Source organism: Ampullimonas aquatilis (genome assembly GCF_049675895.1).
Classification (GTDB): Bacteria; Pseudomonadota; Gammaproteobacteria; order Burkholderiales; family Burkholderiaceae_D; genus Ampullimonas; species Ampullimonas aquatilis.
The window spans coordinates 1,516,467-1,536,631 of sequence record NZ_CP183834.1; the positions used below are offsets into that span (position 1 = coordinate 1,516,467).

The window sequence follows — 20,165 nt, forward strand, 5'->3', positions numbered from 1 at the left end:
GCTCATGACGCTAACCATTGTTTTTTGTAAACCATGGCAATAGCACGCACGATAGTAATCCTGCAAAAACTTGAGCAGTTGGGTTTGTTGAAAAACTCAATATCCTCAGACTGATTGAATTAATATGGATTCAGCGCAGTTCATTGAATGCGTCTTGTTTTCAATCAGAGTCCATCATGTCAATACGCCTGTCGCGACTTGTCGCCTTATTTCTATTTTTATTTTTGACCTTTACCGCAGCCTGGGTGGGGAGCCGCTTCATGCCGGACGCCTGGTATGTGGCTTTGAATAAGCCTGGCTGGACGCCACCCAATTGGCTATTTGCGCCAGTCTGGTCAACCTTGTACATCATGATCGCAGTGGCGGGCTGGCAAGTGTGGTGCAAGGTAGAGCGCTTGACACATCCGGCTTTGCTGGCCTGGCTGGGGCAATTGCTACTGAATGGTTTATGGACCTGGCTGTTTTTTGGTTTGCATGAGTTGATTTGGGCGCTGGCCGATATTTTGCTGTTGTTGATGGTGATTGCGGGCTTTATTAGTCTGAGTCGCGAGGTGCGACGAATGGCAGCCTGGCTCTTTGTACCTTATTTTGTCTGGGTGTCGTATGCTACGGCGCTGACGGCCACGATTGTCTGGCTTAACCTAGCCGGCTAGGCACTTACGTCAAATAATGTAGCGCGACGGTTGATGAAATGGCCGATTGCTTGCACCCGTTTGCTCAATAGTCGATAAAATACGACTCGCGCGATCAGCTTGCAGTGTGCGACACTGATATGCTTGGCACTAGAGGTAGTTTGCTGGCCGGGTGTGAGTAGTCAGTTAGCCTTGCCAACGCTGCTGCAGCGTCCCGCAATATGGCGTTATGGTCACCCATTCATGCACAAAACATTACAACAAGCATCCAACTGAGGTTCAAAATTTCTGCTGATCACGCGTCCTTTTTCTCTCTGACTTTCTTCTACATCATGCTGGCCTGTCTGATTGGCGGCGTTTTGTCGGTGGCCATTGCTGGCTGGTTTTCCTATCGTTATTTAGGCGGGCTGGTCGACAAGATGGTCAGTTTTTCCACTGGCATCATGCTTTCAACAGCCTTGTTGCATGCCTTGCCGGAAAGCTTTGAGTCACACGCCGATCCGCGCCTGTTATTTGGTCTGTTGCTGGTGGGTTTGATCGGTTTTTTTGTGCTCGAAAAAGCTTCTTTATTGCGCCACGATCATCACCATGAAGGCGATGGTCATGGTCATCATCATGGTCATGACCGCGAAGCGGCAGGCAAGAGCGGTGCTGCGGTGCTGGTGGGGGACAGTCTGCATAATTTTGCCGATGGCATCTTGATTGCAGCCGCCTTTCTGGCTTCGCCGCAGGTGGGGCTGGTGACGGCGCTGGCGATTACCGCACACGAAATCCCGCAGGAAGTCGGTGACTTCATGGTTTTGCTCAATGCCGGTTTTAGTCGGCAGCGCGCCTTGTTCTACAACCTGCTGTCCGGCCTGGCTTCAGTATTGGGCGGCATTTTGGGATATTGCCTGCTGGATCGTTCGGCCGGCTGGATTCCGTTTGTGCTGGTGTTGGCGTCGAGCAGCTTTATTTATATTGCGGTGTCGGACCTGATGCCGCAGATGCAAAAACGCGTGGCGTTGAAAGATTCGCTGGGGCAAATCGCATTGATTGCATTCGGTATTGGCGTGGTTCTGTTGCTGGGTTATTTGCAACACAATTAGTCAGTTTTTAGGGAGTATAGTTAAAAATACACTCCTTAAGTGCTTATATATTGATGCTAATTTTATACAGTGGATCAGTATATTTTTCTGCATATTGCTGCTTATTTGCCGCGACCCTGATTGTGCAGGGCCACGCCGCTGCATAGCAAGGTCAGGGCGATGGCGTGGTAGAGATGAAATCGTTCATCCAAAAACGCCACTGCCAGAATTGACGCAAAAATCGGGATGAAATTGACAAACATTCCGGCCCGGCTTGGTCCAATCACGCGTACCCCACGATCCCAGCAGGCAAACGCGACTATTGACGGAAATACCGCGATATAGCCCAGTGCCGCGAGATTACGCAACGTTGGCGTGAAGCCGCTGATCGTATTATTTGTCAGGCTTGATTCGAGTAAGTAAAACGGCAGGATTACCAGGCTTCCCAATGCCATTTGCACTGTCAGTGACACCAGGGTTGGCACCTTGGGTGCCTTGGTGCGTAACAAAATCGTATAGCCTGCCCAACATAAGACCGAGAGCAACATGATCAGATCGCCGGCAGCAAATTGCAATTGGGTGAGCGTTTGCCATTGCCCATGCGCGAGCACCAGTAACACCCCAGCCAGGGATAACAGGACGCCCACAACAGCCAGCCAGCGCGGCCGTTCTTTTAAAAAAATCATGGAGAGTGGCAGCAAAATCACCGGAATCGATGAGGCAATCAGCACCACATTGATGACTGAGGTGGCTGTCAGTGCCAGATACTGGAACGAGTTATAGCCAGCAATACCGAGCGTAGCGAGTAGCAAGAGGGCGAGCCAGTTGGCCTGCAAAGTTTGTCGATGTACCCACACATCGCGCCAAGTAAAGGGCAGCAAAATAAAAAATGCCAGTAACCAGCGATGAAAAGATAATGAAAGCGGTGCCATGTTTTGCAGCAACACGCGACCAATTATCGCGTTGCCAGCCCAACTAAGCTGACCAATCAATAACAGGGCGTAGGCAAGCAGGGTGGCATTTTTAAGTGATTGATTGGGCATAAATCAGTAGAACTGGACAGGTCACTCGCTTCAGGTGGCTCGCGTTTCAGATTGCTTGTTGATTCAGGCACAACGCTGACACAACAAGGTTTGTCGTTGCTGCTCAAATTTGGCTAAAATTGTCGAAATAAAGGGGGTATGCTTAAAAATGGTCTGCTTAAGTGCTGTTTAATTAGCTCATTTTAAATACCGCTCCGGAGTAATTATTATTCTGTAGCCCGTTCAACGGGTAGCTCCGGAAATGCGCACCATTCACTCCACGACCCGGCATAAAGCTGTGAACCTGCCAGCCCGGCATGCGTCATGGCCAGCAGATTATGGCAGGCTGTCACGCCCGAACCACAGGAATGCATAATCTGGGCGGGGCTGTTGCCAGCGAGTAGCGCCAGCCATTCTTCGCGCAATTGCTGAGCCGACTTGAAGTGTCCGGTGTTGTCCAGATTGTCCTTGAAAAAACGATTCAGCGCACCCGGGATATGCCCACCCACCGGGTCGGTTTTTTCATTCTCGCCGCGAAAACGATCCGGTGCACGGGCGTCAATCAATTGCCATTGTCGGGTTTGCAGATTGTTCGCAATTTGCTGACGGATAATCGGGACGTTATTGTTTGCACGCAAGGGGTACGCCATCGTGGCCAGACGATGGACGGGCTCCTTGTTATCGACGCTGCCTTGCGCTGCCAGCCAGGCTTGCCAGCCACCATCCAGCACCGCGACGGCCTCATGACCCAGCCAGCGCAACATCCACCAGACGCGTCCTGCAAACATGCCACCCTGGGCATCATAGACCACCACTTGGGTGGCAGGCGTAATGCCAAGTGTGGCCACGGCATGTGCAAAACTGGCCGACTCCGGCAGAGGGTGGCGACCATTCTTGCCCGTTTTGCTGGCCGATAAATCGTCATCCAGATGCACATAATGCGCCCCGGCAATATGTGCCTCCTGATAGGCGGCACGTCCCGCTGCAGTCTGAGTCAGGTCAAAGCGGGCATCCAGCACGATGAGGGAATTGACCGTCGTGTTTGACTGCAGTGCCTGTAATTGATCAACCGTGATCAAGGTGGAGAACAATGGTGTGGGTTGATTCAGCATGACCTTGTCCTTTAACTTGTAAGGCTGGTTGGCGGATTGGAGTCCAGCGTTTATATCCGTGTTTATTCAACATTTATTGTCGCGCAGTCAGCCAGGTGGCGGCAATACAGCTACTCACAATCAATAGCATACCCAGCAGCGACATGGGCGATAGGACATCATGCCAAAGCAGCAGACCCAGGAGGCTGCTAAACACCACGCCGGTGTATTGTAAATTGGCGGAAAGCAGGGTTTTGCCACGGCTATAAGAGCGCGTCATGCAAATTTGCGCGAGTGTCGCAGTCAGGCTGATGACTAGCAATAGCAGCCATTCATGGGGTGTCGGCATGATCCAGCCGGTGATGAAGGTGGCAACCAGGCCGATCAGGGTCACAAATAATGAAAAATAAAACACGATACGGGTATCCGGTTCGCCGGCTGCGGCCAATGAGCGCACCTGCATATAGGCCAGTGCAGTCATGAAACCAGAGATCAATGCCATGCTGGCGGCAAAACCCTGACCGGAATGAAAAGTTGGATGCAGAACCAGCGTAACACCAATGAAGCTGACCAGCAGTGTTGCGAGCAGCCAGACATTGATGCGGTTTTTTTGTCTGATAAGTACCAAAATGGTCAGAATCACACCCATCCAGATGGGGGAAGTATTGGTCAGCGTGGCGGCTGTACCCAGTGGCAACTGACTGATGGCATAAAAGGCCAACCACATGGCGGCCATACCGGCCAAGCCGCGCTGTAGATGCGAAAAGGGAATGGTGGTTTTGAGCGATCCGCCACGCGCCAAAATCAAGACGGGGACAAAGGCTGCACCAATGAAACCGCGAAAAAAAACGATTTCATTGGTGGACAGGTGCGATGCAACCAGTTTGATGCAGGCGCCCATGATGGCAAAGAGCAGGGCTGCCAACACCATCCATAAAGACTGCTTCAAAAGTTGTCAGCGAGCTTCATTTCTCGACGCAAGAATTCATGGAAATGCTGCATGCCATCCTCCATGGGAGACTGATAAGGTCCGACCTCGTTCTCGCCACGTAACATGAGTGCCTTGCGACCGGCATCCATGCGCAAGGCAATCTCATCGTCTTCGACGGCGGTTTCCATGTAAGCGGCACGTTCTGCTTCCACGAACTCGCGCTCAAAGAGCACGATTTCTTCCGGGTAATAAAACTCGACGATATTGGTGGTCTGTTGTGGTCCACGCGGAATCAGGGTCGATACCACCAGCACGTGGGGATACCATTCGATCATGATGTTGGGGTAATAAACCATCCAGATCGCACCCTGTTTGGGAGGAATGCCACGATTGAATTGCAATACCTGATCATGCCATTTGCGATAAGTCGGTGAGCCGGCTTTTTCGAGGCCATGATTCACGCCCACAGTCTGCACGCTATACCACTTGCCAAATTCCCATTTGAGATCATCGCAAGTGACAAACTTGCCCAGGCCTGGGTGGAATGGTTCAACATGATAGTCTTCCAGATAGACCTCAATGAAGGTCTTCCAGTTGTATTGACAATCATGGACTTCCACATGGTCGAGCAGATAACCGCTGAAATCAAAATCAGCCGCTGTGCCCAGGTTTTGCAGATCGGTCGCGATAGGACGACCGCCTTCAAACAGCAAGCCCTGCCAGTTTTGCAGCGGTTGACTGGAAAGCTTCAGACACGGTTGCTCGGCAAAATGGGGCGCACCCAGCAGCTCACCCTGCAAATCGTAGGTCCAGCGATGCAGCGGACAGACAATATTGTCGGTTTGTCCACGTCCATTGAGCATGATTGCCTGTCGGTGACGACAGACATTGGACATGACTTCAACGCCGTGTTGATTGCGTACCAGAATGCGACCTTCATTTTCCGCAGGCAGCGCGTAATAGCTACCCACCTCCGGAACCATGAGTTCGTGCCCCACATAACGGGGCCCATGCTGAAAAATTGTCTCCTGCTCGCGCCGATAAAACGCTTCGTCAAAATACGAATGAACAGGTAGTTGTGCCTTGGAAGGACTTAATTGCGAAAGTTTGCCGATATCCGACATTCCCACCCTCACATAAATTAATATGAAAATAAAGAATGCCCGTTCCCACCTGGCCCTGCGCCGGGGTGCTTGCGGGAAAACAGGCGATTATACTCAAATAATGCGTAATGCATACCAGTCAAATTGATTTCAATCAAAAGACCTGTAACCAGTCTTCTATATTTTCCAGAGCCATTTGTATGCCAAGCTGGCTTGATGCCGATGAAATGCATTAAAATCCATCACTTATTGATAATTTGTCTGCTGCATGTCACCCTCCAAAAAAACCACAGTGCCGGATACTGCTTCCGACCAAGCCCCTTCTTTTGAACAAGCCATGACTGAGCTGGAACAGCTGGTTGCCAAAATGGAAAATGGTGAGCTGACTTTGGAGCAGTCATTGCAAGCTTATGAGCGTGGTGCCTTGCTTGTTAAAAACTGTCAGCAAGCACTTGCCAAAGTCGAGGCACAGGTCAAAGTGCTGGAAGGCGATTTACTCAAGTCGTTTGACGATAGCCGTGTTGCTGAATGATCCAGACCAGACAACATGACTTCTTTGCATTTTTCAAATAATACTTTTGTCCCTGGTGATTTGCCCTTTGACGACTGGATGCGGGGTGTACTGAGCAGCTTTGAAGCAGCGCTGCAGCACTATTTACCGAGCAGTGATGTTGTGCCACAGCGCCTGCATGAGGCAATGCGCTATACCGTGCTTGGTGGCGGTAAACGGGTTCGTCCTTTACTGGTGGCTGCGGCCGGCGAGCTGGTCGGTGGCGAGCAAACCGCAATCCTTGCCGCTGGATGTGCGATTGAGCTGATACACTGTTATTCATTGGTGCATGATGATATGCCTTGCATGGATGACGATGCATTGCGTCGTGGTCGTCCTACGGTACATGTTCAGTATGATGAGGCAACTGCCTTGCTGGTTGGCGATGCATTGCAGACACGCGCATTTGAAATCTTGGCGGATGATACGCTGCCACATGGTTTGCGCTCTGTTGCAACGCTGGCCAAGGCCAGTGGTTCACGAGGGATGGCTGGTGGTCAGGCCATTGATTTGGGCAGTGTCGGGATCAAGATTGATCGCACCACGCTGGAAATCATGCATCGCATGAAAACGGGCGCGTTGCTTAAGGCTGCGGTTGAGTTGGGCCTATTATCTGCTCAGCAAATTGCGGTTGAACAATATTTGCAGTTGGCAGAATTTGGTCAGATTATTGGTTTGGCCTTTCAGGTGGTTGATGACATTCTTGATGCAACCGCTTCTACCGAAGCACTCGGTAAAACAGCGGGTAAGGATGAAGCTAATGACAAGCCAACTTATGTGTCAATGCTTGGTCTGCAAGCTGCACAGACCCTTGCCAAATCTTTACATGAAAATGCTTTAACGCTGCTGGCGCCTTATGGCGAAAATGCTGGACGGCTACGCCAATTGGCTGATTTGATTATTGCCCGATCTCATTGAAGGCTTATGTTCGACTTATTAAATAAAATCCAAAATCCAGACGATCTAAAGCATCTGGATAAATTTCAACTGCATACCTTGGCTGCTGAGTTGCGCGCATTTGTGCTGGATTCTGTATCCAAGACGGGTGGTCATCTCTCATCCAATTTGGGTACGGTTGAGTTGACCATTGCTTTGCATCGGGTCTTTAATACACCTTATGATCGGATCGTCTGGGATGTGGGGCATCAAACCTATCCTCATAAAATCCTGACGGGTCGTCGTGATCGCATGGCGTCCTTGCGTCAATTGGGGGGACTATCTGGTTTTCCTAAGCGTGACGAGAGTGACTTTGATGCTTTTGGCACGGCTCATTCATCAACGAGTATTTCAGCGGCACTGGGCATGGCTTTGGCTGCGCGCATCAAAGGTGAGGATCGTCGCGCTATTGCCGTCATTGGTGATGGTGCCATGACAGCAGGGATGGCATTTGAAGCGATGAATAATGCCGGTGTTTGTCACGACGTAAATTTACTGGTCGTGCTCAATGATAACGACATGTCGATTTCGCCACCGGTTGGTGCTTTGAATCGTTATTTGGCTCGGTTGTTGTCCGGACGTTTTTACGCCGCTGCGCGCCATGTAGGTCGCAGCGTGCTGGGGGTAGTGCCACCCGTTTTAGAGTTGGCAAAACGCCTGGAAGAGCATGCCAAGGGCATGATTGTGCCGGCGACGATGTTTGAAGAGTTTGGCTTTAACTATATTGGTCCAATCGACGGGCATGATCTGGATTCTCTGATTCCTACGCTAGAAAATATCAAACACCTGAAAGGCCCACAGTTCCTCCATGTGGTGACTAAAAAAGGTCAGGGTTATAAATTGGCTGAAGCTGACCCAGTGCTCTATCACGGGCCTGGTAAATTTAATCCTGCAGAAGGCATTAAGAAAACAGCCAGTAGCAAGCCGACATTTACTCAGGTGTTTGGCGATTGGCTTTGTGATATGGCAGTCAAGGATGAACGATTGATTGGCATCACGCCAGCCATGCGTGAAGGTTCTGGTTTGGTCCAATTTGAGAAAAAATTTCCCAATCGTTATTTTGATGTGGGGATTGCCGAACAGCATGCCGTTACTTTTGCAGCAGGTCTGGCCTGCGAAGGACTCAAGCCAGTGGTGGCCATTTATTCCACCTTTTTGCAGCGCGGTTATGATCAGTTGATCCATGATGTGGCATTGCAAAATCTGCCGGTGGTTTTTGCCATGGATCGTGCCGGGCTGGTCGGTGCTGATGGCGCCACGCATGCTGGTGCTTATGACATTCCATTTTTGCGCTGTATTCCCAATATGACGGTGATGACTCCAGCAGATGAAAATGAATGCCGCCAATTGCTTACTACTGCCTATAACGTGAATGGACCAAGTGCCGTGCGTTATCCAAGGGGTAGCGGTATCGGTAAACCAATTGAATCCGAATTAACGTCCCTGCCGTTGGGTAAAGGGGTTATTTGTAGAGAGGTTCAAAAATCAGGGCATTACCGGGTTGCCATTCTTGCTTTTGGGACCTTGCTCTATCCGGCACTGGAAGCTGCAGAAAAATTAGACCTCACGATTGCCAATATGCGTTTTGTCAAACCACTCGATCGTGAACTGGTCCTGCAATTGGCGCAAGATCATGATGCTTTTGTCACAATCGAAGAGGGCGCACTGATGGGGGGCGCTGGTAGTGCGGTACTCGAGTTGTTGGCAGAAGAAGGGTTAGCGAAACCTGTGTTGCAATTGGGATTGCCTGATCAATTTATCGATCATGGTGATCATGCCAAATTACTGGCCTCCTTGGGATTGGATGCTTCTGGGATTGAGAAAGCGATCAAAACACGTTTTTTTACTGTTAAAGGGGAGGTCAGCCCACGACTGGTCGTCAATCAATAAAAACTTTATTGGTTAGTCGTATGTTCAGATTGTCGTTTTGGCAATCTGAATCTCGGCAAGATTCCAGCGTGGTTTGACATCAAATTGATAATCATGCGTTGCCTGCTCAGGTTGAATAGCCAAACGCATGGCACCCGCAAATGCAATCATTGCGCCATTGTCTGTGCACAAGTGAAGTTCCGGGTAATAGACTTCTATCTTGTTTTTTAAGGCCATCTGATCAAGTTGCTCTCGCAAATGACGATTGGCACCAACTCCACCAGCAACCACGAGCCTTTTCATATTGGTTTTTTGTAGTGCTCGTAATGATTTTTTGCACAGTACATCAACGGCTGCTTCTTGAAATGCCAAGGCAATATTAGCTTTGTCCTGAGCACTCATGTTGGCACCGAGTTTGCGGACCTCTGTGAGTACAGCAGTTTTCAAGCCCGAGAACGAGAAATCAAGATCGTCGGAGTGCAGCATGGGACGTGGAAATTTGAATTGTCCAGCTTGGCCTTGCTCGGCTAGCTTAGCGACAGCGGGTCCACCTGGATAAGATAGATCCAATAATTTGGCTGTTTTATCAAAGGCTTCACCCGCTGCGTCGTCCAGTGTTTCTCCCAGCAAGCTATAGTTCCCCATCGCCGTTACGGACATAAGTTGTGTATGTCCGCCTGAAACCAGCAGCGCAACAAATGAAAATATTGGTGGTTTACTTGAAAGTAGCGGGGAGAGCAGATGTCCTTCCAGATGATGAATGCCAATAACCGGTTTGTTCAAACTCATCGCCAATGCATTGGCCAAGGATGAACCGACTAAGAGTGCCCCCGCTAAACCTGGCCCTTTGGTATAGGCAATCGCATCAATCTGGTCGAGTGACAAACCAGATTGGTGTTGAATATCTTCAAGCAGCGGGATGAGTCTTTGAATATGGTCGCGTGAAGCCAATTCAGGCACAACACCACCATATTCCATGTGCATGCTGATTTGCGAGTGCAGCGCATGGGCGAGTAATTCGCCATACTGGCCTTGTTCGTTGGGTTGATATTTAAATAAGGCCAGTCCTGTTTCATCACAGGAGCTTTCAATGCCAAGCACAATCATTGGGAGTCAGACTAGAAATAAATAAACGTCACGCAGAACGTGACCATTGACCATTTTCAAATTGTTCAAATGGTTTGAAATTGGCTTTATAGGCCATCTTTCTGGATTCTTTTATCCAGTAGCCAAGATATACATAATCCAGTTTTAATTCTTTGGCTTGTTCGATTTGCCAGAGAATATTGTAGGTGCCAAAACTGGTTCCAGGAAAATCAGGCTCATAAAAGGTGTAAACGGAAGAAAGGCCGTCGCTCAAAATATCAATAATGCTGACTATCCGAAGCTGGCCAGGCAGGTTTTGGATTTTTCCGGGTTCACGGAATTCAACCAGCCTGGTATTGACCCGGCTTTGCAATAAGAACTGGGCATACTGCTCTTTACTATCATGATCCATGCCGCCACCGGTATGACGTCTTGCCTGATAGCGCAGGTAGAGTTCATAGTGTTCTTGAGAATAGGCTAACTGAGTAACGCGCGTTTCGAGTGAAGTGTGTTTTTGCCAAATTCTGCGTTGTGATCGATTGGCCTCAAATTCACTACTTAATATACGGACAGGAATGCAGGATTGACAGCCATCGCAATAGGGGCGGTAAGTAAAGATGCCGCTACGGCGAAATCCGGCATGCACTAATTCTGTATAAACATCGGCATTGATTAAATGACTGGGTGTCGCGACTTGCGAGCGAGCCAGATTACTGTCTATATAACTGCAAGAGTAGGGCGCAGTAGAGTAAAACTGCAAAGCAGAAAAAGGAAGTTCATTAAGATTTGCCACGGCAGTTGTCAGAAATTCCAGTTCTTGATTGGCGATTGATTGCAGGCAGATTCTATATGTTTAAGAAAAGTATCACGGGAAATTTCCCTTGCTCCCAATGATGCCAGATGCGATGTGTTTTGCTGACAGTCTATCATTTCGACATCATTTTGTTGCAAGAATTCCACTAGATAGGAGAGTGCAATTTTGGAGGCGTCCGTCTTTTTGCAAAACATGGATTCTCCATAAAACATTCTTCCAATAGCCACACCATATAGTCCACCGACTAACTCATTTTGATAATAGGTTTCCACGCTATGCGCACAGCCTATACTCGCTAGTTCAGAGTATGCAAGAAAAATCTCCTCAGTTATCCAGGTTCCCACTTGTGCCTGGCGCGGTTGGGCGCATGCCCGCATGACAGCGGCAAAATTGTGATCCATATGAACTTGCCAGTCGGGATTGTTGGATGTTTTTCTAAGCGTTTTCTTGAAATTGCTACTGCGCTTGAATTCATCTGTATATAAGACCATTCTAGGATTTGGACACCACCACAAGATGGGTTGGTCATCTGAATACCAAGGAAAAATACCTTTCCTGTAAGCAGCAAGTAGCCATTGCGCATTCAACATACCGCCAGCAGCCAGCAGCCCGGCAGCCCCATCTGATTCTGTCAGTGCTTCTTGGGCGGAAGGAAAAATCGGTTGGTGAGAAAGCCAAGGTACCAAGATAGATCGGGATTTTGTTGTGATTAGATCAAGGCAATATCAGGTGCTTTGTTGTGGGGAGCAGCCCGACAATAAGGTAAAAGATTCACTAGCTTGTTCTGAGAAATAATGTCTGAGAGTTTGTTTGACGGTAGAAAATGCCAAATTGTCCCAGGGAATTTCACTTTCTTTAAACAACCTGACTTCGAGACTTTCTTCTCCTGCCATGAAGTTGGTATCAATCAATCTGGCTCTGTAAAAAAAATGTACTTGGTGAACATGCGGTACATCAATTAGTGAATAAAGGCCTTCCAAGCGCACTCTTGCGCCAGCTTCCTCCAGTGTTTCCCGCAAAGCCCCTTCTTCCATTGTTTCGCCAACTTCCATGAAACCCGCAGGAAGAGTCCAATACCCGTAGCGTGGTTCAATGGCACGCTTGCAGAGCAATACTTCATTGCTCCATGTTGGTATTGTGCCAACAACATTTTTAGGATTGAGATAATGTATTTCTTTGCAATTGGGACAAACATGCCGTGGCCTGTTGTCTCCGTCCGGAATAAGCAATTTGACGCGATGGCCGCAGCAAGAGCAAAAAAGCATGGCTAGATGATCTGTCATAAAGAATGAAGGAATTAAGCAATGAGTTTAGCATTCAGTGTGCGTGAAAAAATGTATGAAGAACATTCATCATCAAGTTTAATAATAAAAACTTGCTTATTAAAAGCATTCGCGCTATAGTCTATGTCTTGGCGCGGGGTGGAGCAGTCTGGCAGCTCGTCGGGCTCATAACCCGAAGGTCACAGGTTCAAATCCTGTCCCCGCAACCAATACCCTTTTGAATGTGTATTCTGATTGGTGTTTGGTGCATCTTGGGGCTGTTTAGCCTATTTCAATCTTCATGGCGTATAACGCAAACTTTTCTACGGTAGCGAATGGAGACTGCCGAAATAAAAAAAATACTTGAAGCTGTGCTGTTATGTGCTGATGGGCCATTGTCTGTTTCTCGCCTGATGCAGGTGTTTGATGATGAGGCTATAAGTGCGCAGGATCTGGGTTGCATTTTAAATGATCTTGCTGATGACTGGCGGGAGCGTGGTGTGCAGCTTGTCCAGGTTTCGACGGGCTGGCGTTTTCAGAGTGTTGCATTTGTTCAGCGCTACATTGAGCGGTTGAAGCCGGAGAAACCAGCAAAGTACACGCGAGCCGTATTGGAGACCTTGGCGATCATTGCCTATAAACAACCGGTGACACGTGGTGACATCGAAGAAATACGTGGTGTCACGGTTTCAAGTCAAATCATCAAGGTACTAGAGGACAGGGGCTGGATTGAGGTGGTTGGTCATCGCGATACGCCCGGAAGGCCTGCGTTGTTTGTGACTACTGAGGCATTTTTGGATGATCTTGCCCTGACGGGTCTTTCGGATATTCCTTTAGAAGAAAATTCTGGTGATTTCATTGATGTCATCCAGGCCACTATGCAGTTTGATGTAGACGTGATGACAACTAATGTGCCGTCTATTGTCGAAGCTTCCTTGATGGATGTGGCAAATCCTATTGAACAACTGAATTCCTCCGGCGAGGCCGAGCAATAGGTCTACCTGCTTGTTGTTGCTGGTTTGCTTGTGAACCCCCTTGGTTTGGGTGGTTCAACTTTTATGAAAATATTTTTTCCAAATAATCTATGAGTGCTGTTACTGATGATTCCTCAGATGTGCCAGTTAGTCTGTCGACTGAATCTGTGGGTGTAGAAAAGAAAAGGCGTGTGCCCAGGAAGCGCGTGATTAAATCAGCTGATGTGGTTAATGTCTCAAGTGATAACGTGCAGTCAAGTGCCGTTGCTTCAAATACCGACGCAGCTATTATTACGACGCAATCCGAACTGCCAACACAACAAGATCATCAGGAGCAGAAAAAAGGTCGTCAACGATTTGAGGCCAACCAGAATCGCCATTCAAAGGGTGGTGCTCGTCATCCTCAAACACGGTTGGGTCAACGCAAGGGTAAACCAAATACCAACCCTAAGACTCCGGGGCAGCTTGAAATTCAAGGTGAAGGAGCTAAATCTCAGGCTTTTGATTTCATTGTTGCGGATGCTGCTGGTGAGGTGAGTGCAGTAGAAGTTTCCAATATTGATGTGAGTCAGCAAAAGTCGGCTGGTGGTAAGCATTCTGCGCAGACCGGGCGTGCAGCGGCAGCATTTGATGATTCGACCAAGCTGCATAAGGTTCTGGCAGAGGCAGGTATGGGTTCTCGCCGTGACATGGAGGAGCTGATTCTGTCGGGGCGAATTTCAGTGAATGGTGAGCCTGCTCATATTGGCCAGCGAATTGCTGATACCGATCAGGTGCGAATTAACGGCAAGTTGGTCTATCGCAGAATAGCTAAAAAACCGCCACGAATTTTGATTTACCATAAGCCGGCTGGCGAGATTGTTAGTCATTCCGATCCTGAGGGACGAGCAACAGTTTTTGAGCGACTGCCTTCTGTCAAGGCTGCTAAATGGCTAGCTATTGGTCGACTTGATTTTAATACCGAGGGTTTACTGATTTTTACTACGTCTGGTGACTTTGCCAATCGGCTAATGCATCCCCGCTATGGTTTTGAGCGTGAATACGCGGTGCGTATTCTTGGTGAGTTGGCTGAGGGACAGCGGCAGATGTTGCTGGCGGGCATTGAGTTAGATGATGGTATTGCAAAATTTAATAAAATTGCTGATGGTGGCGGTGATGGTGCTAACCGCTGGTATCGGGTTTCTTTGTCTGAAGGAAAGAACCGAGAGATTCGTCGTATGTTTGAATCGCTGGGACTTACCGTATCTCGACTGATTCGTACCAGTTTTGGTGCAATCGCACTCCCGTCTGGTTTGAAGCGAGGTCGTTGGATGGAGCTGGATGCGCTGGCTGTTGGTGCACTATTAAAGTCGGTGGGTATGAGTTTGCAGGAAAATACCTCGAGCGATGAAGTTCGGCATGGTTCTTCGGCAAATGGTAGGAGTGGTCGCCCGAATTCTGGTTCGACTCCGTTTCATGCTAATGCGTTGCCTTTTCCTGTTGCAGCGCCTGATGCAACTCATGGGCGCAGCAGTGCTCGCCCAAATTCGCGTACTCGCCAACCAGATCCATTGCGCTCGAGTGTTGAATATATCGCTCGAGATGGCGCTTTGCCTAAGCGCGGTTCGTCGAACGGGTTTGCTGGTGGGGTTGCCAATCCGGGTTTCAAGCGCGCAGGTGCAAAACCGTATGGGGCAAAGCCCTTCGCTGCAAAAGGTGGTAAGCGTCGTAACTCGGAGTGATGGGGGCGAAAGATTATCCCATCATTGCTATTCTCGCTGGGTAGAACTATAATATTCTGCGAGAAAAAATTCTGATGGGCGGGTGCCCATTTTTTTTTGTCCAATGCTTTTGTAAGCGCTGGGCAGCATGATAATTAAAGGCTGAAGTTGACTCTTGATGTAATTGTCGAACAGATTGTAAGTGGACTGGGCTATGAGCTGGTAGATCTGGAGCGTGCTCCGGGTGGTTTGTTACGCGTTTTTATTGATTTGCTTCCAGTTAGTGGCGGCAGTGTTGAATCAGTCGATGTCGCAGAGGACGAGTTAACCAAAGAAGTTCGTTCAATCACGATTGCCGATTGTGAAAAAGTTAGTGATCAACTCAGTCATGTCTTCTTGGTGGAAGAAATTGATTATGACCGCCTAGAGGTTTCCTCCCCAGGGTTGGATCGTCCTTTGAAAAAAATGGCAGACTTTGTCCGTTTTGTGGGCAATTTAGTCAGTATCAGACTCAAAAGACCTGTCGATGGTCGTAAACAGTTTGTTGGTTTGCTATTGCCAGTTGATAATGATGAGCTCAAATTGGAGTTTGAGCTTGAGACTGCAGCAAGTAAATTAGTTAAAAAAGGCGCGCGCCTCAAACAGCCTGTTCCAACCGCGCAGTTGAAATTCAAGTTTGAAGATGTTGACAAGGCACGTCTCGTGCCGCAAGTTGATTTTAGGAGCCATAAACGATGAGTCGCGAAGTTTTGATGCTGGTAGATGCGCTGGCACGCGAGAAGAATGTCAGCAAGGATATCGTCTTTTCCGCATTGGAATTGGCATTGGCATCCGCTACCAAAAAACGTTTTCCTGACGAAGACGTGGAAATTCGCGTGTCAATTGATCGTGAATCTGGTGAGCACGAATCATTTCGTCGCTGGCATGTTGTGCCTGATGAAGCCGGTCTGCAACAGCCTGACAGTGAAGTTTTGCTCAATGAGGCACGTGAACAGGTGGCTGACGTGGATGTTGGTGACTATATCGAAGAGCCACTCGAATCAATTGAGTTTGGTCGAATTGGTGCGCAGGCGGCAAAGCAGGTTATTTTGCAAAAAATCCGCGATGCCGAGCGTGAACAAAATCTAAATGACTTTCTAGCACGTGACGAGCAGCTTGTTACCGGTACCGTCAAACGCCTTGATAAAGGCGATATTATTGTTGAGTCAGGCCGAATTGAAGCGCGTTTGCGTCGTAGTGAGATGATCCCAAAAGAAAATCTGCGGATTGGTGATCGTGTGCGGGCTTATCTATTGAAAATTGATCGTTCTGCACGTGGTCCTCAGCTTGAGTTGTCACGTACTTCGCCAGATTTCATCAAGAAATTATTTGAACTGGAAGTGCCTGAAATTGAACAAGGTCTGCTTGAAATCAAATCGGCAGCCCGTGATCCAGGAATTCGCGCCAAAATTGCTGTTCATACTGCGGATCGTCGTATTGATCCGATCGGTACTTGCGTAGGCATGCGTGGTTCACGCGTCCAGGCGGTGACCAATGAGTTAGGTGGAGAACGGGTCGATATCGTTTTATGGTCTGAAGATCCTGCCCAGTTTGTGATTGGTGCGCTGGCACCAGCCAATGTTTCCTCCATTGTGGTTGATGAAGAAAAACACAGTATGGATGTGGTCGTTGATGAAGAGAACTTGGCGATTGCAATTGGACGTTCTGGTCAGAACGTCCGTTTGGCCTCTGAATTGACAGGCTGGCAGATCAATATCATGACACCAGAAGAGTCGCAAGCCAAGTCGCAGGAAGAATCTGGTGCGATTCGCGAGATATTTACTTCTCTACTGGATGTTGATCAAGAAGTGGCTGATATCTTGATTGAAGAAGGTTTTGCAAGCCTTGAAGAAATTGCTTATGTTCCAATCAATGAGATGCTTGAAATTGAGTCCTTTGATGAAGACTTGGTCAATGAGTTGCGTAATCGTGCTCGCAACGCATTATTGACACAAGCCATTGCTAAAGAAGAGAAGGTTGAGTCTGCAGTTGAAAGTCTTTCATCCCTGGATGGTATGACGTTGGAATTGGTTGCTCAATTGTCCGAGTATCAAATCACGACGCGTGATGATTTGGCTGAATTGGCAGTGGATGAGTTGGTGGAAATGACGGGCATGGACGAGCAATCGGCCAGCTCCTTGATCATGAAAGCACGCGAACATTGGTTCAAGTGATCGAATTGATCTTTAGCCTCAAAAGGGCGCTTTTTGTCGAAGAAGTACAAAGGGGTATGAATGGCGAGTACTAACGTAGCCGAGTTTGCTACAGAATTAAAAATGCCAGCAACTGTTTTGCTGGAACAATTAAAAGCAGCTGGTGTTGATAAGACAGCCAGCAATGACGCTTTGACGCCTGCCGACAAAGAGCGCCTGTTGGATCATTTGCGCCGCGCACATGGTTCTGTTGAGGTTGATAAAAAGAAAATTACGCTAACTCGCAAACAGACTTCTGAAATCAAACAAGCTGATTCGAGTGGTAAATCTCGAACAATTCAGGTGGAAGTTCGTAAGAAAAGAACCTTTGTACGTCGCGATGAGGATGCATCTGTTGTTGATGAGCCTGTCGTTGAATTAGTAGCCGAGGCGGTGCCGCCCGTACAAATTTTAGATGTTGCCGAGATAGCACGTCGTGAAGAAGAAGCCAAACGTCAGGCCGAGTTGATTGCGGCCCAAGAAGCTGAGCGTCGTCAACGCGAAGAAGAGGCAGAGGCTCGGGCCAAAGAAGCTGAAGAGCGTGCCCGTCAGGCAGCTGAAGAGGCTACTCGTCTTGAAGCTGAAAAATTAGCTAAAGAAGTGGCTGCACAAGCGACGACTGCCGTTGCCGAACCTGTGGTTGAAGATGTTTCGGTCGTCGAGAAAAAAGAGCAGGACAAGAAAGATGCTGATGAGGCTTTGCAAAAAGCCCAGGCGCGCCGTGCAGCCGCCGAAGCAGAAGCCGCTGCGATTCGTTTGATGATGAGTACACCGCGCAAAGTTGCCAAGGCGCCTGAGCCTGCGGCACCTCCAGTTGCAGCTACACCTGCTGCGGCAGCTGCAGAACGTACGTTGCACAAACCTGCTGCCAAAGATGCAGCTAAAAAAGAAGTCAAAGCAGATGACAAGAAAGATAAAAAAGTCATCAAGCAAGCTGCAGTGGCATCAACCTGGCAAGAGGAATCCGCTAAAAAACGTACTCTGAAAACACGTGGTGATTCTTCTGGTGGTACTTCAAGCAGCTGGCGCGGCCCTAAGCAACATCGTAAACATCATTCTGAGGATGATCGTCAGCCACAAGCAGCGCCAGAGGCCATTGTGCGCGAAGTGTATGTGCCAGAGACCATTACCGTCGCAGATCTGGCGCACAAGATGTCGGTCAAGGCTTCTGAGGTCATCAAGCATTTGATGAAACTAGGTCAGATGGTGACGATTAACCAGGTTCTTGATCAGGAAACTGCTTTGATTCTGGTCGAAGAGATGGGCCATAAGGGCTTCGCCGCTAAACTGGATGATCCAGAAGCAATGTTGTCCGATGATGCGGTTCATCATGACGCCGAATTATTGCCGAGGGCACCGGTTGTCACGGTAATGGGTCACGTTGACCATGGCAAGACATCGTTGCTCGATTATATTCGTCGTACTCGTGTTGCTTCTGGCGAAGCTGGTGGCATTACCCAGCACATTGGTGCTTATCACGTTGAAACACCGCGTGGCATGGTGACTTTCCTGGATACCCCAGGGCACGAAGCGTTTACAGCAATGCGTGCTCGAGGTGCCAAGGCGACCGATATTGTGATCCTGGTGGTAGCCGCTGATGATGGTGTCATGCCGCAAACCAAAGAAGCGATTGCGCATGCCAAGGCTGCGGGTGTGCCATTGGTCGTTGCAATTAACAAAATTGATAAGCCTGGTGCCAATACTGATCGTGTCAAACAGGAATTGGTTGCTGAAGAGGTCGTACCTGAAGAGTATGGTGGCGAGTCACCTTTTGTTCCTGTCTCGGCAAAAACGGGCCAAGGTATTGACGAGCTATTGGAAAACGTCTTGCTGCAGGCCGAAGTGCTTGAGCTCACGGCACCCAAAGATGCGCCTGCCAAAGGTCTGGTGATTGAAGCCAAACTTGATAAAGGTAAGGGTCCGGTTGCCACTATCTTGGTGCAATCAGGTACTTTGAATCGTGGTGATGTGGTGTTGGCTGGTTCCAGTTATGGTCGGGTGCGTGCGATGCTGGATGAAAACGGTAAGCCAATCCAATCGGCGGGCCCATCAATCCCTGTTGAAATTCAAGGTTTGACAGAGGTACCTGCAGCTGGCGAGGAAGTCATGGTGATGGCTGATGAACGTAAAGCACGCGAGATCGCCTTGTTCCGTCAAGGTAAATTCCGTGATGTGAAACTGGCTAAACAGCAGGCCGCCAAACTCGAAAATATTTTTGATCAGATGGGTGAGGGCGAAGTTAAAACTTTGGCTCTGATTGTCAAGGCCGATGTACAGGGTTCACAAGAAGCGTTGATTCATGCTTTGAGCAAACTGTCGACTGACGAGGTCAAGGTTCAGGTTGTGCATTCTGCTGTGGGCGGCATTACAGAATCTGATGTTAATTTGGCAACTGCGTCCAAGGCCGTCATTATTGGCTTTAACACGCGTGCTGATGTGGCAGCTCGTAAATTGTCTGAAACCAACGGTGTTGATATCCGTTATTACAACATCATCTATGACGCAGTTGATGAAGTGAAGGCCGCGATGAGTGGCATGTTGACGCCTGAGAAACGTGAAGCCGAATTGGGTCTGGTTGAAATACGCCAGGTATTCCGAATTTCCAAAGTGGGCTCGATTGCCGGTTGTTACGTGCTTGAGGGGGTTATCAAGCGTAATTCCTTGTTGCGAATCTTGCGCAATAACGTGGTTATTCATACTGGTGAATTGGATTCACTCAAACGCTTCAAGGATGATGTCAAAGAAGTGAAGTCAGGCTTTGAGTGTGGTTTATCAATCAAAAACTTCAACGATATTGAAGTTGGCGATCATCTGGAAATTTACGAAGTTCAGGAAGTCGCTCGTACTCTCTAAATCAGTCAGCTGCCCTGGTGTTTGTAAGCCGGGGTAATGGATGC

At 48.7% G+C, this 20,165-nt stretch carries 18 protein-coding genes and 1 tRNA gene; 11 read left to right on the top strand and 8 right to left on the bottom strand.

The window, feature by feature from the left end:
• Positions 1-176: 176 nt before the first annotated feature.
• A complete protein-coding gene (locus ACMYR3_RS07040) occupies positions 177-653 on the top strand; it encodes a TspO/MBR family protein (RefSeq protein ID WP_424195863.1) in 477 nt (158 codons plus the stop codon).
• A gap of 200 nt (positions 654-853) precedes the next feature.
• Positions 854-1,720 (top strand): ZIP family metal transporter, encoded by an 867-nt coding sequence (locus tag ACMYR3_RS07045; protein WP_424195865.1) that lies wholly within the window; start codon positions 854-856, stop codon positions 1,718-1,720.
• Between the two features lie 101 nt (positions 1,721-1,821).
• Here ACMYR3_RS07045 and ACMYR3_RS07050 read toward each other — a convergent pair whose 3' ends face one another.
• From ACMYR3_RS07050 to ACMYR3_RS07065, 4 genes are all read right to left on the bottom strand, one after another.
• Complete coding sequence (locus ACMYR3_RS07050) at positions 1,822-2,742, bottom strand: DMT family transporter (protein ID WP_424195867.1); 921 nt, start codon at positions 2,740-2,742, stop codon at positions 1,822-1,824.
• A gap of 206 nt (positions 2,743-2,948) precedes the next feature.
• On the bottom strand, positions 2,949-3,833 hold the full coding sequence (locus ACMYR3_RS07055; protein WP_424195869.1) for a sulfurtransferase: 885 nt from the start codon (positions 3,831-3,833) through the stop codon (positions 2,949-2,951).
• A 73-nt stretch (positions 3,834-3,906) separates the two neighbouring features.
• Positions 3,907-4,761, bottom strand: a complete 855-nt coding sequence (locus ACMYR3_RS07060; protein WP_424195871.1) for a DMT family transporter — start codon at positions 4,759-4,761, stop codon at positions 3,907-3,909.
• Complete coding sequence (locus tag ACMYR3_RS07065) at positions 4,758-5,867, bottom strand: aromatic ring-hydroxylating oxygenase subunit alpha (protein WP_424195873.1); 1,110 nt, start codon at positions 5,865-5,867, stop codon at positions 4,758-4,760. The genes ACMYR3_RS07060 and ACMYR3_RS07065 overlap by 4 nt, the downstream gene beginning before the upstream one ends.
• Positions 5,868-6,114: 247 nt before the next feature.
• Between ACMYR3_RS07065 and ACMYR3_RS07070 the strand changes: the two genes are divergently transcribed.
• The 3 genes from ACMYR3_RS07070 to dxs are packed head-to-tail and all read left to right on the top strand — an operon-like array spanning position 6,115 to position 9,222.
• Positions 6,115-6,378, top strand: coding sequence for an exodeoxyribonuclease VII small subunit (locus tag ACMYR3_RS07070; RefSeq protein ID WP_424195875.1), 264 nt, complete (start codon positions 6,115-6,117; stop codon positions 6,376-6,378).
• Positions 6,379-6,438: 60 nt separating this feature from the next.
• Entirely contained in the window at positions 6,439-7,314 is an 876-nt protein-coding gene (locus ACMYR3_RS07075) for a polyprenyl synthetase family protein (RefSeq protein WP_424196398.1), read from the top strand.
• Between the two features lie 6 nt (positions 7,315-7,320).
• The gene (gene dxs, locus ACMYR3_RS07080; protein WP_424195877.1) at positions 7,321-9,222 is read left to right on the top strand and encodes a 1-deoxy-D-xylulose-5-phosphate synthase; all 1,902 of its coding nucleotides are present in this window, start codon (positions 7,321-7,323) and stop codon (positions 9,220-9,222) included.
• A gap of 24 nt (positions 9,223-9,246) precedes the next feature.
• Here dxs and tsaD read toward each other — a convergent pair whose 3' ends face one another.
• Genes tsaD through ACMYR3_RS07100 form a run of 4 tightly spaced genes read right to left on the bottom strand, consistent with a single transcriptional unit; the run spans position 9,247 to position 12,366 of the window.
• On the bottom strand, positions 9,247-10,308 hold the full coding sequence (gene tsaD / locus ACMYR3_RS07085) for a tRNA (adenosine(37)-N6)-threonylcarbamoyltransferase complex transferase subunit TsaD (RefSeq protein ID WP_424195878.1): 1,062 nt from the start codon (positions 10,306-10,308) through the stop codon (positions 9,247-9,249).
• A gap of 28 nt (positions 10,309-10,336) precedes the next feature.
• The gene (locus ACMYR3_RS07090; protein ID WP_424195880.1) at positions 10,337-11,080 is read right to left on the bottom strand and encodes an arginyltransferase; all 744 of its coding nucleotides are present in this window, start codon (positions 11,078-11,080) and stop codon (positions 10,337-10,339) included.
• 8 nt (positions 11,081-11,088) lie between these two features.
• Positions 11,089-11,787 carry a leucyl/phenylalanyl-tRNA--protein transferase gene (aat, locus tag ACMYR3_RS07095; protein ID WP_424195882.1) on the bottom strand — a complete coding sequence of 233 codons (699 nt, stop codon included), beginning with the start codon at positions 11,785-11,787 and terminating at the stop codon, positions 11,089-11,091.
• Between the two features lie 39 nt (positions 11,788-11,826).
• A complete protein-coding gene (locus tag ACMYR3_RS07100; RefSeq protein ID WP_424196400.1) occupies positions 11,827-12,366 on the bottom strand; it encodes an NUDIX hydrolase in 540 nt (179 codons plus the stop codon).
• A 150-nt stretch (positions 12,367-12,516) separates the two neighbouring features.
• Between ACMYR3_RS07100 and ACMYR3_RS07105 the strand changes: the two genes are divergently transcribed.
• From ACMYR3_RS07105 to infB, 6 genes are all read left to right on the top strand, one after another.
• A tRNA-Met gene (locus ACMYR3_RS07105) sits at positions 12,517-12,593 on the top strand.
• Between the two features lie 105 nt (positions 12,594-12,698).
• A complete protein-coding gene (gene scpB, locus ACMYR3_RS07110) occupies positions 12,699-13,358 on the top strand; it encodes an SMC-Scp complex subunit ScpB (RefSeq protein ID WP_424195884.1) in 660 nt (219 codons plus the stop codon).
• 89 nt (positions 13,359-13,447) lie between these two features.
• The gene (locus ACMYR3_RS07115) at positions 13,448-15,058 is read left to right on the top strand and encodes a pseudouridine synthase (RefSeq protein WP_424195885.1); all 1,611 of its coding nucleotides are present in this window, start codon (positions 13,448-13,450) and stop codon (positions 15,056-15,058) included.
• A 147-nt stretch (positions 15,059-15,205) separates the two neighbouring features.
• Positions 15,206-15,775: a ribosome maturation factor RimP gene (gene rimP / locus ACMYR3_RS07120; protein ID WP_424195887.1), complete on the top strand. Its 570-nt coding sequence runs from the start codon at positions 15,206-15,208 to the stop codon at positions 15,773-15,775.
• On the top strand, positions 15,772-17,250 hold the full coding sequence (gene nusA, locus ACMYR3_RS07125; RefSeq protein ID WP_424195889.1) for a transcription termination factor NusA: 1,479 nt from the start codon (positions 15,772-15,774) through the stop codon (positions 17,248-17,250). Before rimP ends, nusA begins: the two co-directional genes overlap by 4 nt.
• Before the next feature lie 60 nt (positions 17,251-17,310).
• Positions 17,311-20,121, top strand: coding sequence for a translation initiation factor IF-2 (gene infB, locus ACMYR3_RS07130; RefSeq protein WP_424195891.1), 2,811 nt, complete (start codon positions 17,311-17,313; stop codon positions 20,119-20,121).
• Positions 20,122-20,165 lie beyond the last annotated feature (44 nt).